General features: G+C 61.4%; 17 protein-coding genes. 6 read left to right on the top strand and 11 right to left on the bottom strand.

All coding sequences use genetic code 11. The features are described 5' to 3' along the window. Positions 1–10: 10 nt before the first annotated feature. The 10 genes from ABEA07_RS05125 to ABEA07_RS05080 all read right to left on the bottom strand — a co-directional run bounded on the left by ABEA07_RS05125 (position 11) and on the right by ABEA07_RS05080 (position 9,289). A complete protein-coding gene (locus ABEA07_RS05125; RefSeq protein ID WP_345536320.1) occupies positions 11–601 on the bottom strand; it encodes a flavin reductase family protein in 591 nt (196 codons plus the stop codon). 23 nt (positions 602–624) lie between these two features. After that, positions 625–1,803 carry an alpha-hydroxy acid oxidase gene (locus ABEA07_RS05120; RefSeq protein WP_345536318.1) on the bottom strand — a complete coding sequence of 393 codons (1,179 nt, stop codon included), beginning with the start codon at positions 1,801–1,803 and terminating at the stop codon, positions 625–627. Between the two features lie 100 nt (positions 1,804–1,903). Then, positions 1,904–2,839, bottom strand: coding sequence for a dihydrodipicolinate synthase family protein (locus ABEA07_RS05115; RefSeq protein WP_345536317.1), 936 nt, complete (start codon positions 2,837–2,839; stop codon positions 1,904–1,906). Between the two features lie 54 nt (positions 2,840–2,893). Next, complete coding sequence (locus tag ABEA07_RS05110; protein WP_345536315.1) at positions 2,894–3,565, bottom strand: amino acid ABC transporter permease; 672 nt, start codon at positions 3,563–3,565, stop codon at positions 2,894–2,896. Positions 3,566–3,569: 4 nt separating this feature from the next. Beyond that, positions 3,570–4,247, bottom strand: coding sequence for an amino acid ABC transporter permease (locus ABEA07_RS05105; protein ID WP_345536314.1), 678 nt, complete (start codon positions 4,245–4,247; stop codon positions 3,570–3,572). Continuing rightward, a complete protein-coding gene (locus ABEA07_RS05100) occupies positions 4,244–4,984 on the bottom strand; it encodes an amino acid ABC transporter ATP-binding protein (protein ID WP_345536313.1) in 741 nt (246 codons plus the stop codon). The genes ABEA07_RS05105 and ABEA07_RS05100 overlap by 4 nt, the downstream gene beginning before the upstream one ends. Further along, on the bottom strand, positions 4,984–5,841 hold the full coding sequence (locus ABEA07_RS05095; protein ID WP_345536312.1) for a transporter substrate-binding domain-containing protein: 858 nt from the start codon (positions 5,839–5,841) through the stop codon (positions 4,984–4,986). The genes ABEA07_RS05100 and ABEA07_RS05095 overlap by 1 nt, the downstream gene beginning before the upstream one ends. Positions 5,842–5,903: 62 nt before the next feature. Further along, positions 5,904–7,379: a dihydropyrimidinase gene (gene hydA, locus ABEA07_RS05090; RefSeq protein ID WP_345536311.1), complete on the bottom strand. Its 1,476-nt coding sequence runs from the start codon at positions 7,377–7,379 to the stop codon at positions 5,904–5,906. An 18-nt stretch (positions 7,380–7,397) separates the two neighbouring features. Beyond that, positions 7,398–8,177 (bottom strand): SDR family oxidoreductase, encoded by a 780-nt coding sequence (locus ABEA07_RS05085; protein ID WP_345536310.1) that lies wholly within the window; start codon positions 8,175–8,177, stop codon positions 7,398–7,400. Positions 8,178–8,380: 203 nt separating this feature from the next. Continuing rightward, complete coding sequence (locus tag ABEA07_RS05080) at positions 8,381–9,289, bottom strand: LysR family transcriptional regulator (protein WP_345536580.1); 909 nt, start codon at positions 9,287–9,289, stop codon at positions 8,381–8,383. A gap of 131 nt (positions 9,290–9,420) precedes the next feature. Between ABEA07_RS05080 and ABEA07_RS05075 the strand changes: the two genes are divergently transcribed. The 6 genes from ABEA07_RS05075 to cuyB all read left to right on the top strand — a co-directional run bounded on the left by ABEA07_RS05075 (position 9,421) and on the right by cuyB (position 14,850). Then, entirely contained in the window at positions 9,421–10,083 is a 663-nt protein-coding gene (locus tag ABEA07_RS05075) for an aspartate/glutamate racemase family protein (protein WP_345536309.1), read from the top strand. 5 nt (positions 10,084–10,088) lie between these two features. Next, the gene (locus tag ABEA07_RS05070; RefSeq protein WP_345536308.1) at positions 10,089–11,504 is read left to right on the top strand and encodes an FAD-binding oxidoreductase; all 1,416 of its coding nucleotides are present in this window, start codon (positions 10,089–10,091) and stop codon (positions 11,502–11,504) included. Between the two features lie 38 nt (positions 11,505–11,542). Beyond that, entirely contained in the window at positions 11,543–12,334 is a 792-nt protein-coding gene (locus ABEA07_RS05065) for an SDR family oxidoreductase (protein WP_345536307.1), read from the top strand. 2 nt (positions 12,335–12,336) lie between these two features. Next, complete coding sequence (locus ABEA07_RS05060; RefSeq protein ID WP_345536306.1) at positions 12,337–12,945, top strand: glutathione S-transferase family protein; 609 nt, start codon at positions 12,337–12,339, stop codon at positions 12,943–12,945. A 229-nt stretch (positions 12,946–13,174) separates the two neighbouring features. Next, positions 13,175–14,110: an N-carbamoyl-D-amino-acid hydrolase gene (locus ABEA07_RS05055; protein WP_345536305.1), complete on the top strand. Its 936-nt coding sequence runs from the start codon at positions 13,175–13,177 to the stop codon at positions 14,108–14,110. Beyond that, the gene (gene cuyB / locus ABEA07_RS05050) at positions 14,107–14,850 is read left to right on the top strand and encodes a cysteate racemase (RefSeq protein WP_345536303.1); all 744 of its coding nucleotides are present in this window, start codon (positions 14,107–14,109) and stop codon (positions 14,848–14,850) included. The genes ABEA07_RS05055 and cuyB overlap by 4 nt, the downstream gene beginning before the upstream one ends. An 87-nt stretch (positions 14,851–14,937) precedes the next feature. On the opposite strand, the gene ABEA07_RS05045 is transcribed toward cuyB, so the two are convergent. Next, on the bottom strand, positions 14,938–15,981 hold the full coding sequence (locus tag ABEA07_RS05045) for a relaxase/mobilization nuclease domain-containing protein (RefSeq protein ID WP_345536302.1): 1,044 nt from the start codon (positions 15,979–15,981) through the stop codon (positions 14,938–14,940). Position 15,982: the final 1 nt, after the last annotated feature.

The following is a 15,982-nucleotide window of genomic DNA, read 5'->3' as shown; positions in this document are numbered from 1 at the left end:
TCAGATGTAGCTACTTCATTTCAAAGCGATCTCGACACCCTGTATATGCCCATCCTCCTAAGCGCCCGATGGGTGAATAGGCATCAAGATCGACACGCCAGTTCCTGCTGTCAATCAGGCCCTCGCGCACGTGAAGCCACATCACCTGCCCGATGAAGATCTCGCGGCTGGGTGTTTCGAGGACGTGATAGAGACTGCATTCGAACGCGACCGGAGCCTCGGCAATCCGACCAGGACTGACCATTCGAGAAGGCGTTGCTGTCAGACCGGTGTGCTCCAGCTCGCTCAGATGCTTCGGCAACACATCGCTGCATCGCTGCATCTTCTGCGCCATATGCTCGTCGCTCATGTGGACGACAAATTCGCGCGTGCGTCGGATGTTCGCAGCGGTGTCTTTCCGTCGTCCGTCAGGATGGGGATTGATGCTCACGAGAACAAGCGGCGGATCCTCGCCGACCATGTTGAAGAGGCTGAACGGCGCAGCGTTCGTGATGCCGTTCTCCGAGACGGTCGTTATCAGCGCTATGGGCCGGGGAGTAATGAGGCTGGCCATGAGCTTGTATCTGTTACCAGCACTCAAGCCTTGAATGTCTATTTCCATGGTGATAATCCCGGATCGCGCGCTCAGTGGTCCAGCATCAGATGCCGGGCCGCCTCGATTTCCCGCAGGTCATTGACACCGAGCATCCCCATGTTCCTGGAGACCTCCGCGCTCATCAGGCTGATCGCATGCGCGACGCCGGCTTGCGCGGCAACGGCAGCGGCGTATGCGAATGGGCGCCCGATAAACACAAAGCGAGCGCCCAAGGCCAGGGCAATCAGTACGTCTCGACCTCGTCGTACGCCGCCGTCGAGCATCACGGGAACTTCGCCGCAGGCGTCGATGATTGCAGGAAGCACCCGCAACGGAGCCACGGCGCCGTCGAGCTGACGGCCTCCGTGGTTGGAAACAATTACCCCGTCCACACCGTGGTCGCAGGCAATCTTCGCGTCGTCTGGGCTCAGGATGCCTTTGACGACCAGCCTACCGCTCCATTGGCGCCGAATATTTGCGAGATGACTCCAGTTGAGGTGGCCGCGCGAGGCGAAGTCGCGCTCGACGTGCCTCGAGATGATGGGCGCACCCCGTGTCGCGTAGCTGTTCTCGAAATGCGGGACACCGTAGCGCAATAGGGTCCGGACGAGTGTTCCGACGGTCCATCGGGGATGCATCACCCCTTCCCAAGCCAGTCGAAGGCTTGGTCGAAGGGGGGTGGAGAATCCGGTGCGAACATTGTTCTCGCGGTTTGCGAAGACGGGCGTGTCGACCGTCACGACCAGGGTCTGGAACTCGGCATCTGCCACACGTGCGATCAGTGCAGCGATGTCTCGCTCGTCTCCTGGCAGATAAGCCTGGAACCAGGCCAGCGGATTGGCTGCAGCAACCTCCTCGAGACGAATGAGCGAGGAGCCGCTCATGATCATCGGAATATTCGCAGCGCCGGCTGCTCGCGCGAGCGCGAGATCGCCGCGGTATGCCGTGAGCGCCGAGATCCCCAGTGGCGCGATGCCAAAGGGGGCGTCATAGTCATGTCCGAAGAGGGGCTGCACCGTGCTGCGGTGAGAGATGTCGACCAGCGTCCGCGTGACAAAGCGATAGCGATCGAAGGCCTCCCGGTTGCCGCGGAGCGAGACGTTGCATTCGGCAGCCCCAGCCACGTAGCCAAACAATGGCCCAGGGAGATGCCTGGCGGCAGCCTTCTCGAAGTCGTCAAGACACAGGATCCGCTGCAGGGCTTTACGGGCGTTCAAGAACTGGCTCATGGATCCCCTTCGCGAACGCTGACGGAAAATGCGTTCGCAAAGGAATGGAATTGCGAACAGATTGGCGCGGTGGAGGCTGGTGCCCTCCACCGCGCAGCGATCAGGCGACCCCAGAGAGCCGACGCTCTTGTCGGGCGATCAGACGGCCCAACTCCTCCTGATCCGCATTGTTGAGCGCGGGCCCTGGCTTGCGGACGAAAGCGGACTTGATTGCGCCCCGCCGCTTCAACGTTTCCTTTCGCAATGCAAGGCCAAGGCCGTATTGGAACTCGTGGCGCAGCAGCGGAAGGTAGATGTTGAACAGATCCTCGGCCTCCTCGGTGCGGCCCTGATCGAAGAGCTTGCAGACTTGGACGAGCATCTCCGGGTAGGCAAATCCGGTCATCGCACCATCGGCGCCGCGTAGCATCTCCTGCGGAAGGAAGAGGCCACCATTGCCGACGAGGATGCTGATGCGGCGCTTGCCGGCCGCCGCGGCCCGCTCGCGTACCTCAGTGAGCTTGCGCATGCCAGGCATTTCCTCGTGCTTGAGCATGACCACCTGTGGGAATTCGTCGATTAGTCGGTTGATGACAGCGACGGACATGAAGACCCCGGTGGCTTGCGGGAAGTCCTGCAAGCAGATCGGCACGTTCGGTCCCAGCAACTTGGCGGCGGCCGCATAGTAGTTGAAGACTTGATCGTCAGTCTTGAGATTGGCAGCCGGGGCCAGCATCACGCCGGCGGCTCCCTTCTCCATGGCGGTCTTGGACAACCGCTCGACGTGGTGGTTCGCCGCGTGGCTCACGCCCACGACGACTGGCGTGGATCCGGCGCGCGCCAGCACCCGCTCCATCACTTTGAGCGTCTCTTCTTCAGTGAGCTTGTGGGCTTCACCCATCATGCCGAGAATGGTCAGGCCCGTGACGCCCTTCTCCAGGTAGAAGTCCGTCAAGCTGTCGGTGCTGGTGAGATCCAACTCGCCTTGTTCGGTAAATGGGGTGGCGGCGATGATGTAAACACCTTTGGCGTCTTCGCCGAGCTTTGCTTTGGTCATGTGGTTCCTTTGGACGAGAAGTTGATTGAGTGAATGTGCGTCGCCTTGGTGCTCTCAGGTGCGCGCACGGCGGTGTTCCAGCCGTCCGAGCCATCGTGTCAATGGCCACAGAAGCGCCAGATAGATCATTGCGGCGAGCATCACTGGCGAAGGGTTGAACACGAGAGATTGCGCATCCCGTGCTGCGCGAAGAAGCTCAGGAATGGCGACCACGCTGGCGATGCTTGTGAGCTTGACGATCTCAATGGCGTTGCTGACCAGGTCGGGAAGTACGTTCTTGACTGCCTGTGGAACCACGACGTAGCGCAGGCCCTGCGCTCTCGTGAGACCTGTGGAACGCGCTGCTTGCATCTGTCCCTTGTCGACGCCTTCAAGGCCCGCACGAAACACCTCGGCGAAATAGCTCGAGTTGTTCAGCACGAAGGCGAGCACCACGGCGCCAACCTTGTTGAGTTCAATGCCGAGAAATGGTCCCCCGAAATAGATCAGGATCAGTAGCACCAGCGGTGGAAACGCCCTGAAGAAGTCCACCCAGGTGACGATCGCGTACCGGATCAACCGACTACTCGATTGCGTCACGCCGAGGGCAAGCGCCAGTCCAGCTGCCGCGCCCAGCGGTATGACGATCGCCGACAGCCAGACCGTCGTCCACAGGCCCTGCAGCAGGTACGGCAGGACGGAAGCGTAGATCTCGAGGTTGAGGAAGTTTTGGATAAAGCTCTGCATTTGATTACGCCCGCTTCCAGCGCTGCTCGACGCTTCTGGATCCGATGACCAGCGGCAAGAACACGATCAGGTAAGCGATCGATGCCATCACCAGAGGCGTCGGATTTCCTGCGTGGCTTGTCGCCCCCTGCGCGTTGTTCAGAATCTCGTTGAGGGCAACGACAGAGCCAAGGGCCGTGTTCTTGGTGGTGGCGATGACCCGGTTCGTCAGCGGCGGCACCGCTCTGCGGATGGCCTGCGGAAGCACCACCCAGCGCATCCCTTGCCACCACTTCATGCCGGTAGAGCGTGCTGCCTCCAGTTGTCCCGGAGGCACGGCGAGGATGCCGGCCCAGATGCTTTCCTCTGCATATGCTGCGAGCACAAGTGAAAGTGCGACCCAGGTCACCGCGAACGCTGACATGGGCAAGCCCAGCGCTGGCAAGCCGAAGTACAAGACGATCATCACGACCAGCGGAGGTAGCGATCGCATGACGTCGGCGAAGGCCACGATGGGCAACGCCAATGCGCGCATTCCGAGCGATCGGAGCACGGCCAGTGCGAGGCCGAGAATCGTGCCGGTGATGACGACGGCGATGCCGACCCCCACTGTCACGAGCATGCCCGTAGCAATGCTGGGCCAATACTGCTTCGCAACTGCAAGGTTGAAGAATGTGAAAAAGAAGCCGCTATCGCCAGTCATGATCGCCCACTTCCATAGCGTGCCAAGAAGCTCTTTGTGCGTGCTTCCCGAGGAGCTTCAAAAACCTCCGCCGCAGTCCCTTGCTCGACGACCACACCACCATCCATGAAGACGACTCGATCAGCAGCCGCGTGCGCGAACGCCATCTCGTGCGTCACAACGAGCATCGTCATGCCGCGCTTGCGCAGGTCCCGCATAACGTTCAGAACATCCTCCACGAGCTCGGGGTCAAGCGCGCTGGTTGGTTCATCGAACAAGATCACATGAGGCTTGAGCGCTACGGCACGTGCGATACCGACGCGCTGTTGCTGACCACCTGAGAGTTGTGCGGGATAGAATTTGGCCCTGGCCCCGAGGCCGACTTGTTCGAGCGCAGCCATCGCGATCTGCTCAGCGTCGACTTTCGTCTTTCCCTGCACCTTCAACAGTGCAAGGGATACGTTCTCTAGCGCGGTGAGATGCGGATAGAGATTGAACTGCTGGAACACCATCCCGATGTCTTGCCGGACGTGGTTGATGTTCACCGAGGGCGAGGTCACTTCGTGACCATTGGCGACGATCTGCCCCTGGGTCGGTACTTCGAGCAGATTGCAGCAACGGAGCATCGTGCTCTTGCCGGACCCGGAGGGTCCGATCACGCAGACGAGCTCCCCGGCATTCACCTGCAGATCGACGCCCCGCAGCACCTCGGTGCTCCCATAGGACTTGCGCAGGCCTGAGATTTCGAGGATCGCCATCACGCGCACTTCGGAGTGACAGGGGTCGGGTCGTAGCCGTCCATGCCGGGAACACCCGTTCCCGGAGCGATCTTGTTTGCCGAATCCTCGGCGTCAGGCTGGAAGCCGAACCACTTGACGGCGAGCTTGGAAATGGTGCCGTCCTTCTTCATGCATTTGATCGCATTGGAGGCCGCATCGCGCCCGGCCTTGTCGTCGATGCGGAAGGCGAGAGCCCAGACCAAACCGGTCTTGACCGTATAGCTGGTCTTGAGGGAAGGGTTCTGCTTCGCGACCCAGGCCACGACGGTGCTTCCCGCCAGGTTGTAGTCGGCACGGGACGATTGAACGGCCTGCACAGCATCGGCGTTGGAGCCGTAGACGTCAAAATTGAAACCGTACTTCGCCGCGTTCTCCTTCGCCCAGCTCTCGTAGGCGGAGCCCTTGTTGACCGCGATCGTCTTGCCCTTCAGATCTTCCAGCTTCTGGATGGGGGCGGTAGCTTTGAGCCCCAGGAATGTGAAGTTCGTGTCCAGATAGCCTTCGGTAAACAGAAGCACCTTGGCTCGATCGGCGTTCACGGTGACGGGGGCGAGCAGCAGGTCGTAGCGGCGGCTGTTGAGGCCGGGAATCAGACCGGAGAACTCAGCTCCGTCGATCTCGATCTTCCGACCCATGCGCTTGGCAACTTCTTCACCGAGGTCGATGTTGAATCCTTGCAAACCCCCGCCGAGCTTGGCCATCGCATGTGGGGCGAACGTCGCGTCGACGCCTGTGCGCAGCGGCGGAAGATTCTGTGCGAACGAGGCCGCCGCGGTGAGGCACACCAGGGCGATCGAGGCGGCGCGCAGAGGGGAAGGTTTGATATTGAGCTTCATGGATCAACTCCTGTTGTGCAAGATATGAAAGTGGATTGAGAACGGGACAAAGAAAGTCGAGATCAAGGTACGCGTTTCAGGCCCACGAGCTGGCTGAATGCACCCTTCGCTTCAGATTGCGTAGCGCGTTTGGCGAGCGGCTCCGGGCGTTGCCTGGGGATGTATTGACCAGTGCCGCGCTCGACTTGGAGCTTGTTGTCGCGGACCACGCAACGGCCACGGCTGAAGACCTGCTCCGGCCAGCCCTGCAGCGAGTGACCCTCGTACGGGGTGTAGCCGACCTGGTCATGCAACATCGCGGCGGTCACATCCACGCGGCGCGCGGGATTCCAGAGTGCGAGGTCGGCGTCGGACCCAACCGCGATAGCGCCCTTGCGATGGGCGAGTCCATACATGCGGGCGTGATTGGTCGAGGTAAGCGCCACGAACTCCTCAATGGTGAGCCGTCCCTTCATGACCCCCTCGGAAAAGAGCAACGGCAGACGCAGTTCGAGACCCGGCACTCCGTTGGCCATCTCCTTGAAGGTCGTCGCATCGCCCTTGGGCAGCTTTCCCGATTCATCGAATCTGTAAGGCGCGTGATCGGACGAGAACAGACCAAGGGTCCCATCCTTGAGTCCTTGCCAAACGGCTTCCTGGGAGTCCTTGTCCCGCGGGGGCGGGCTGCAGCAGAACTTGGCGCCTTCCACACCCGGACGATCGCTGTCGCTCGCCTCCAGGAGGAGGTACTGCGGGCAACTCTCGGCATGCACGGCAGCGCCGAGCCGGCGCGCATTGCGGATGACCTCGATGGTCTGCCGTCCAGCAACATGGACGATCAAGACTGGCACATCCACCAGGTTTGCCAAGGCAATGGCACGGTTCGTCGCCTCGGACTCGGCGAGCGGGTCATGCGCAACCGCATGGAACTTGGGCGCAACGTGCCCGCGCTCGAGGAGGCGATGGGCGATCCAGCGGATCATGTCGTTGTTCTCGGCGTGCATCATGACGAGTGCACCTTCCGCGCCCGCGACCGCCATGACCTCAAGCAGTTGGTAGTCGTCCAGCTTGAGCTTGTCATAGGTCATGTAGACCTTGAGCGACGTGATGCCGTCGCGAATCACCTGTGGCAGGTGCTTGCTCAGCGCGGTCTCATCCGGATTGGCCAGGATCAAGTGGAAGCCGTAGTCAATGACCGCCTTCTCACGAGCCAGTTTGCTGTACGAAGCAACTACGTCCGGGATGCTGTCGGCGCGGTGCTGGGCCGCGAAGGGAATGATCGTGGTCGTGCCACCGAATGCGGCTGACACGGTGCCCGAATAGAAGTCGTCCGCACACATCAGGCCCATGCCGGAGAGCTGTTCGATGTGGCAGTGGCTGTCGATGCCGCCGGGAAGTACCCACAGCCCACTGGCATCGACATCCTGCTTGCCTGCGGAAAGACCTTCGGCGATCTCGACGATCACGCCATCCCGGATTCCGATGTCGGCGTGGAATGTGCGATCAGCATTGCTGATGCGACCGTTTCGGATGGTGAGGTCAAAGTTTGATGTGCTCATGTCGTAGAAGGCCGTGGATCAGAAGGTTCCGGGATAGGCGCCACCGTCGAGCAGAAGGTTCTGCCCGGTGATGAAGCCCGCCTGTGCACTGCAAAGGAATGCGCATGTGTCGCCAAGCTCACGCGGGTCGCCAAAGCGGCCAGCAGGGTTTGCGGCTCTGCGGCGAGCCAGCACTTCCTCTTCGTCCATGCTCCTGTCGTGCGCCCATTGGCGGGCCGTGTCCATCAGACGGGCTGTCTCGAATGGGCCAGGAAGAAGGTTGTTGATGGTCACGTTGTGTGCGATGACCTGACGTGCGAGGCCGGCGACAAAGCCGGTCAGGCCGGAACGCGCCCCGCTGGAAAGGCCGAGGATGTCGACGGGGGCCTTGACCGTTGCCGAGGTGATGTTGACGATCCGACCGAAGCGCCGTTCGAGCATCGTGTCGATCGTCGACCGGATGAGTTCGATAGGCGCAAGCATGTTGGCGTCCAACGCGCTGAGCCAGTCATTGCGGCTCCAGTCCCGAAAGTGTCCGGGGGGCGGGCCGCCTGCATTGGTGACCAGGATATCGGGCGCCGGATGCGGCGCGAGCGCGGCCTTGCGGCCTTCCGGTGTGACGATGTCCGCGGCCACCGTGTGCACCGTGACACCGTAGCTGTGCCGGATCTCTTCGGCGGCGAGTTCGAGCGTTTCGCGCCCGCGTGCCACCATCGTCAGGCTGACGCCATCGGCCGCCAATGATTCGGCACACGCCCGGCCCAGGCCCTTGCTGGATCCGCAAACCAGGGCGTGCCGCCCTTCAATGCCCAGCCTCATCGACGCCCCCCACGGGCCTGAGCAACGCGGCAGGCACCCCGTGGCCTTGATGTCGTCATCAAGGGGGAAACGTCAGATTGGAAGCCTTCGCAGCACATAAGTCGGGAGTCGACGGTTGGTTCTTGCTGCGAACGATTATTCCGACCGTACCTCCCGCTGTCGCTTCACACTTTGGGCGCGACAATTAACTTCTTGTTATCGCTTCATGGGGATAACCCGAGTCCCTCCTTGTCCACAACCCCCTTGAGTACCTCGACGAAGGACTGGGCGATCTGGGACATCGGCTCAAGGCGCAGCCGCACCAAAGTGGCCTTGAGGGTAGGCGCTTCCTCCATGGGCCGGATCAGGAATTTGGACCCCGACCAGCTGCGCGCGGAGAATTCGTCGACCAGGGCAATTCCGGCTCCCGCATGCACGAGCGCGCAGGCGTTCTGCGGGGATCCAGCTTCGATGGCAGCGCGCAGGAGTTCACCGCTCGCGTCGAACAGGGAGGCGACCATCGCGCCGAATGGCGTATCGCGATCGTAGGAGATGAAGGGGTAAGGCAGAAGGTCTTTTGCGGTCAACTTGGCTCTGCGTGCCAGAGGATGGTTATAGGGGCAGATGCAGACCAGACTCCCCATGCCGATGACCTCCATTTCCAGATTGGGATGGTTGACCGGAAGGATCGTCACCGCCAGATCTGCTTGTCTGTTGAGCAGGCGCTCCATGAGCGGAGCGTGGGCCAGGTACTGGAACGTCAGCTTCACCTGGGGATTTGCGTGGCGGTACTCCGCCATGGCCGTCGGGATGACCATCTGTCCGATGCTGGGACTCGAGACGATGTTTAAGATGCCTTCCTGGTGCTCCTTCAGGTCCCGGGCGAGCTCGTTGACTCGTTTCACGCCGGCGTAAACCTGCTCCACTTCGTGGAACAACTTCTTGGCCTCCGGCGTGGCGTGCAATCGTCCGCGAATGCGCTTGAACAAGGGGAACCCGACGCGTGATTCCGTATGGGACAGCAGTCGGCTCACGGCAGGCTGGGACACGTACAGGAGCTCTGCTGCGCCACGGATCGAGCCGGTGATCATCACTGCACGAAAAACCTCGATCTGCCGAAGATTGAAGGACATGGCGGCGGTCATGGATTAACAAAAGGTCAATCATGACCGATGAATCGGCAAGTGTCGATTCGGTGTCCTCCTCCTAAACTGAAAGCTCATCGGCGTCCTCGTGCCACGCTCCATCAGGTTCATTCACCGCCATGTCCCAAAAACATCTTTACGTCATCAATCCGAACAGTAGCGAGACTGTCACCGCTGGAATTGCCGCCGCTATGGCGCCTTTGCAGCGAGCGGGCGACCCACATATCACTTGCGTCACGATCGCAGACGGACCGCCGGGCATTCAGACCCAGTTCGATGTGGATCGAGCGGCGCTCGCCGTTCATAAGTTCGCTCAAGAGCATCTTGATGATGCAGCTGGCTTCGTGACTGCCTGCTTTAGCGATCCCGGGTTACACCTGCTGCGCGAAATCAAGGGCGTGCTGTCGTTCGGCATCAGCGAATCCGCTGCACTCACGGCCATGACCCTCGGACAGCGGTTTGGCGTGATCGCCATTCTCGACGGATCCATCGGACGGCACTGGCGCACGTGGGGCGCCATGGGCATCACCCAGCGCGTTGCTGGAGAAGTGGCTATCGGTCGATCGGTGACGGAACTGGCCGATCAAGCCTCTACGCTGAAGGCCATGATCGCAGCTGGCGAAAGGCTCAAGCAGGAGCATGGCGCTAGCGTGCTGGTCATGGGATGCGCCGGCATGGCACCGTTCCGGGAAAGGCTGCAGGATGCGCTCGGGCTGCCGGTCGTCGAGCCCACCCAGGCTGCGGTTTCGATGGCGCTGGGACGCCTCCGACTGGGCTGGTGATTCACATGAGCAGCAACAATCTCGACTTGATCGACCGCTTGCGCTCCGCGGTCGGCGCTGCTGGCCTCGTTCTTGAGAAAGAGGCCAAAGCGGCCTATGAAACGGACTGGCTTCAAAAGTGGACCGGCCTGAGTAGCGTTGTGGTGCGCCCCGCGAACACTCAGGAGACCGCGGAAGTGATGCGCATCTGCCATGAGACGCATACGCCTGTCGTGATTCAAGGTGGGAACACGGGGATGAGCGGGGGGGCGACCCCGGACACGAGTGGTGCCCAGGTCATCCTCAGCATGGTTCGCATGAACGCCATCCGGAACGTGGATCCGTTGAACAACACGCTGACGGCCGAATCCGGCGTCATCCTGGCGAACATCCAGGCGGCTGCACAAGAGGCGAACCGCTATTTCCCGCTCAGCCTTGGTGCGGAAGGGAGTTGTACGATCGGCGGAAATCTCGCTACCAACGCGGGCGGCATTGCTGTCCTCCGCTATGGCAACGCGCGGGAACTGGTGCTCGGCCTGGAAGTCGTCCTGCCGGACGGCCGTATCTGGAACGGCATGCGGGCCCTGCGCAAGGACAACACGGGGTATGACTTGCGCGACCTCTTCGTGGGGTCAGAGGGCACGCTCGGAGTCATCACCGCCGCCGTGCTGAAGTTGCATGCAAAGCCGATCGCGCGCGCTACGGCCTGGGTGGGCGCGGAGAGTGTCGACGCGCTCATCCGGTTGCTGGCACAGATGCGCGAAGTGTGCGGCGAGCGACTCGTTGCTTTTGAAATGATTTCCGAGGAGTCGCTCGATCTGATCCTGGAGCATGTGGCAGACGTTCGTGCGCCCCTTGCCAATTCGCATCCATTCAACGCGCTTATTGAGTTGTCCGATACCCAGGAACAGGGGCTCGCTGATCTGCTCGAGAGCAGCTTGGGCGACGCGCTGGAAGGAGGGATGATCCAGGACGTGGTCGTGAGCCAGACGAATGGACAGACCCAAGCCTTCTGGAAGATCCGGGAGGGAATTTCTCAGGCCCAGGTTCGCGCGGGAAAAGCGGTGAAGCATGACATCGCACTACCGATCTCTGCCATCCCTGCCTTTGTTCGTGGTGCCGACGTGGCCGTCCGAAAGGCGCTGCCCGGTGCGCAGATCATCAATTTCGGCCACCTGGGCGATGGGAACCTCCACTACAACGTGCTGCTGCCTCTGGATTCTTCTCCCGAAGCATATGCGGCCACGACTGCCAAGCTCAACCGGGTCGTGCATGACATCGTGTCGGTGGCCAACGGAAGCATCAGCGCTGAACACGGCGTGGGCCAGCTACGGCGGGACGAACTGCGGCACTACAAATCCGAGGTCGAGTTCGACCTGATGCTGCGGATCAAGCAGTCCCTGGACCCGAATCACATCATGAACCCCGGCAAGCTGATCTAGCGATCAAGGCCTCAACACGAAGAGCAAGGACACACCTAATGGAACTGGGACTTTCTGGAAAAACTGCACTTGTGCTGGGTGCGGGAGGCGGGCTGGGCGGTGCAATTGCGCGCACCCTGGCTCGCGAAGGCGCGCACGTGGCGATGGCCGATGTCGACCTGGCCGCCGCAAACAGCGTCGCCGAGCAGATCGGCAAGGATGCCCCTTCCGCCCGGACTGCCGTCCTACGATGGGATCTGGCGGACCTGGGTGTCATCGAAGGCAACATTGCGCAGATCGAAAAGGAACTCGGTCCGATTGACATCCTGGTCAACAACACGGGCGGGCCGCCGCCCACGCCCGTGTCCGGCCAGAGCAGCGAGCTTTGGACTTCCCATTTTCAAAGCATGGTGATGTCCGTGATTGCCATCACGGATCGGGTGCTTCCCGGCATGCGCGAGCGCGGGTTCGGCCGCATCATCACAAGCACTTCGTCTGGTGTCGTTGCACCCATCCCGAATCTGGGGTTGTCCAACGCCTTGCGAATGACGCTTCTCGGGTGGTCGAAGACCCTTGCGCGCGAGGTGGGTCGTGACGGCATCACTTGCAATATCGTCCTGCCGGGGCGCGTGGCGACGGCTCGCATCCGTTTCCTGGATGAGCAAAAGGCCAAGCGCGAAGGGCGTTCGGTCGAGGCGGTGTCCGGTGAGAGTACTGCGAGCATCCCTGTCGGCCGCTATGGCGATCCCCAGGAATACGCCGACGTGGTTGCCTTCCTCGCAAGCCGCAACGCCGCCTATGTGACGGGTTCGGTGATCCGGGTGGACGGCGGCCTGCTGGCGAACATCTGATCATGCTGACGCTGCGCACCTCGGCCGCCTCGCCATTCGGGCGCAAGATCCGCATCGCGGTCGAAGTTCTCGGCATGGGTGAGTCCGTGAGGCTGGAGCCCGCGGACACCAGCGATGCTTCTGACAGCCTCCGACAGCAAAACCCGTTGGGAAAGGTTCCGACCCTGGTGCTCCCCGACGGGCAGGCGCTGTTCGACTCGAGGGTCATCATTGAGTACCTCGATGTGGTTGATGGGCGCGGCATCCTGATCCCGCGCACCGAGGATCGGATTCGAGTGCTTCGACATCAGGCCTTGGCCGACGGTCTCCTCGACGCAGCTCTGCTGCAGGTGTACGAAGCCCGATTTCGGCCCGAATCGCATCGCCTCGATTCCTGGCTGGACTACCAACGGGAGAAGGTCGAGCGGGCACTCCTGGCATTCGCAAGCGACATACCCGGCCGACGCTCGACGGGCGTTCACATCGGCGAGATCGCACTCGCTGTGGCGCTGGGGTACCTGGATTTTCGTTTTCAGGGGAAATGGCGCACGACTTATCCAGTTCTGGTGGATTGGTTGCAGGAGTTTGATCGGCGGGTTCCGGCGTTTGGTGGCACCGCGCCGCCGTTGTGAACGCGCCGAGTGGCCGGATGCAAGCCCTCAACCAACCGGCAACGAAGACGCACCAACGATCGATCGACAGGCTGGCCATCTCGCCGAAAGGGTTGGCCATGCCCCGAAATAAGCGCTTTAGTAACGCTCCCGCTTCTGGGGGCACCCCAACCTGCACTTCTCGGAGACTACTCATGCCAATTTGCCTTTTATCCCATTCGGCTCCTCGCTTGCCCACAGGAGCAAGAGCATGAAATCCAAACGTACACTGGGCTTGGCGGTGGCACAGATGGGACCTGTGCATCTTGCGGACTCACGAGATGTAGTGGTCGCTCGAATGATCGAATTGATGCGGGAGGCCAAAGGCAGGGGCGCGGAGATGGTGGTGTATCCAGAGCTCGCGCTCACCACTTTCTTTCCCCGCTACTGGATGGAAGAAGAAGAGGCACAGCGCCGATTCTTCGAGACCACGATGCCCAACCCGCAGGTCCAATCGTTGTTCGATGAGGCTCGCAAGTTGGGGGTAGGGTTCTATGTTGGATACGCCGAGTTGACGCCGGAAGGAATTCCGTACAACACGGCAATCATCGTCGACAAGTCCGGGAAAATAGCTGGGAAGTACCGCAAGATTCATCTGCCTGGCCACACCGACCACAAGACAGATGCACCATTCCAGCATTTGGAGAAGAAATTCTTCAACGTTGGAGACCTGGGCTTCCGCGTGTTTGACACGATGGATGTCAAGTTCGGTATGTGCCTTTGCAATGACCGCCGCTGGCCAGAGACCTATCGCGTCATGGCCTTGCAGAGCGCCGAAGTGGTCGTGCTCGGATACAACACGCCCTCCATCAACATCTACTGGAACGAGCCTGTACATCTGCGTACCACGACGCATCTGGTATCGCTGCAGGCGAACGCCTACCAGAACGGCATATGGGTCGCAGCCGCTGCGAAGTGCGGCTCAGAGGATGGGCACCACATGATTGGAAGTTCGGCGATCGTTGCGCCAACCGGTGAAATCGTAGCTCGGACTGTTTCGGAGGAAGACGAAGTCATCTGCGTCAAGGCCGACCTGTCATTGGGCGAGCATTTTCGCGAGCATGTCTTCAACTTCGCCAAGCACAGGCGTCCGGAGTTCTACGGACTTATCGTTGACAGGGTCGGTGCTGGCGAGCCGTTGGCATGATGCTGACCACCAGCGAGGCACCCCGGCGACTCGGCGTGCTTGGGGGAATGGGGCCCCTTGCGGGTGCGGCGTTTGCCCTGCGCATCGTTCAGCTGACTCCCGCCAGCGCTGATCAGGATCACATCCCTGTCTTGCTCTGCAACGACCCGGCCATTCCCGACAGATCGACGGCGGGTATGGGTGGTGGCCCCAGTCCGCTTCCGGCGATGATCCGAGGCCTCAAGACGCTCGTTGCTGGGCAAGTAGATTGCATTGCGATTCCCTGCAACACGGCACATTTGTGGTTTGATGAGTTGCAGGCAGAGAGTTCTGCACCACTGCTCCATATCGTGGAGTCTGTGATTCAGGATCTCAGGCGCCAAGGGGTAACGAGGGGCAAGGTCGGCATCCTTGGCACGCCGGCGACCATCGCAATGGGTCTGTATCAGCGTCATTTGAGGCTTGCCGGCTACGAGCCGATTGAGCCTTCGCATGACGATGTGCATCGATTGTGCGTACCGGCAATTGCTGCAGTGAAACGCAATGAGGTCGAGCGAGCGTTCGCTCCGGCCAGAGAGAGCATTCAGCATCTTTCCAATCAAGGTGCGAACGCTGTGGTCCTGGGATGTACCGAACTGCCGCTCGCTGTGCCTGCATGTCGGCGCGCCGAGTTCGACGTCCCGCTTACAGATTCGATTGACGCGCTTGCGCGAGCTGCTATTCAGCTTCTGCGTCCAGCGTCTCAGGGGCGATACCGTTGATGTCATTGCGGAAAAGCTCTGCGCGCAGATGGGGCTGTGCCCCTGAGTTCAGGTAGCGGCCGAAGGCAGTAGGCGCAACGCGTCGAGCTACCGACTTCGCCCACCGGGCGCACGAGCTCGGGAGCGCTCCGGCGTCGGCGCACGCTGCTGAGCCTGCCACTGCTCAGCCAGCCGCTGCGCGTCCGTCTGCACCGGCGGCATCTGGGCCGAGAAGCGTTCCACCTGCTCAGCCAAGTCGGCCTGCCCCTGCCGTCGCAGCGTCTGTGCCGTGGATCGCCAGTCATCGGTCACGGCATCACGCGTGCGCTTCAGGGTCTGTTTGCCCTGCTCGATCGAACTGTCCCCGTGTTGGAGCGCTTTCACCATGGCCATCACCTTGTCGCGCATGAAGGTCGACGGCTTCGGCGTGGCGCGCTGGCTGCGCACCATGGCATCCAGTAGCCCGAACGCGCGCATCGCCCGCAGGCGATGGTGGATGGGGTCGCGCTGCGGTCGCTGCACCTGGCCACGGATCTGCCGCGGCGTCGCATTGGCGGCAACGCCCTGCTCTCGCATCAGTTCAGCGAACTGCTCGCGCCAGCGGCGCAGCGTGTCCTTGCGGATGTACAGGCGCTTGCCCGGCTCGAATTCGTGTTCGCACTTGACCACCAGGTGCACATGCGGGTGCGCCTGATCCGTGTGCAGCACCATCGCGTACCGATATTGAAGTGCGAAGTTCTCGCGCGCGAAGATGTGCGCTGCCGCCAGCACCTTCTCCGCCGGCGTGCCGGCCGGCATCGACAGCACGATGTTGTGCGCGAGTTTTGGCCGCGTGTCCTTCTCGCCCTCCGCGGGCTTCGGCCGGTACTGGCTGCGACACTGATCGAACTGCCAGTCCTGCACAATCTCCAGCCCCGCATTCTTGCCTTGAACCTTGAGGCCCTCGTCCGTCTCCAGCGGCAGCTTGCCGTGCCGACCGATGTACTTGAGGTGGGCGCGGACACCGCCGATGTCGCGCCCGCCGCCCGAGACCTTCACCATCACTTCGGGCGTGCGACTGACCGTGCGCTTGATCTGCTGGATCTGCTCCGGACCAAAGCGCAGCGCACCGCCGGGACCGCGCCGGCCATGGCTCACGATGTCCAGTGCCATG

Source organism: Variovorax defluvii, from assembly GCF_039541515.1.
Lineage (GTDB): Bacteria > Pseudomonadota > Gammaproteobacteria > Burkholderiales > Burkholderiaceae_C > Variovorax > Variovorax defluvii.
This window is presented reverse-complemented; position numbering and strand designations above follow the sequence as displayed.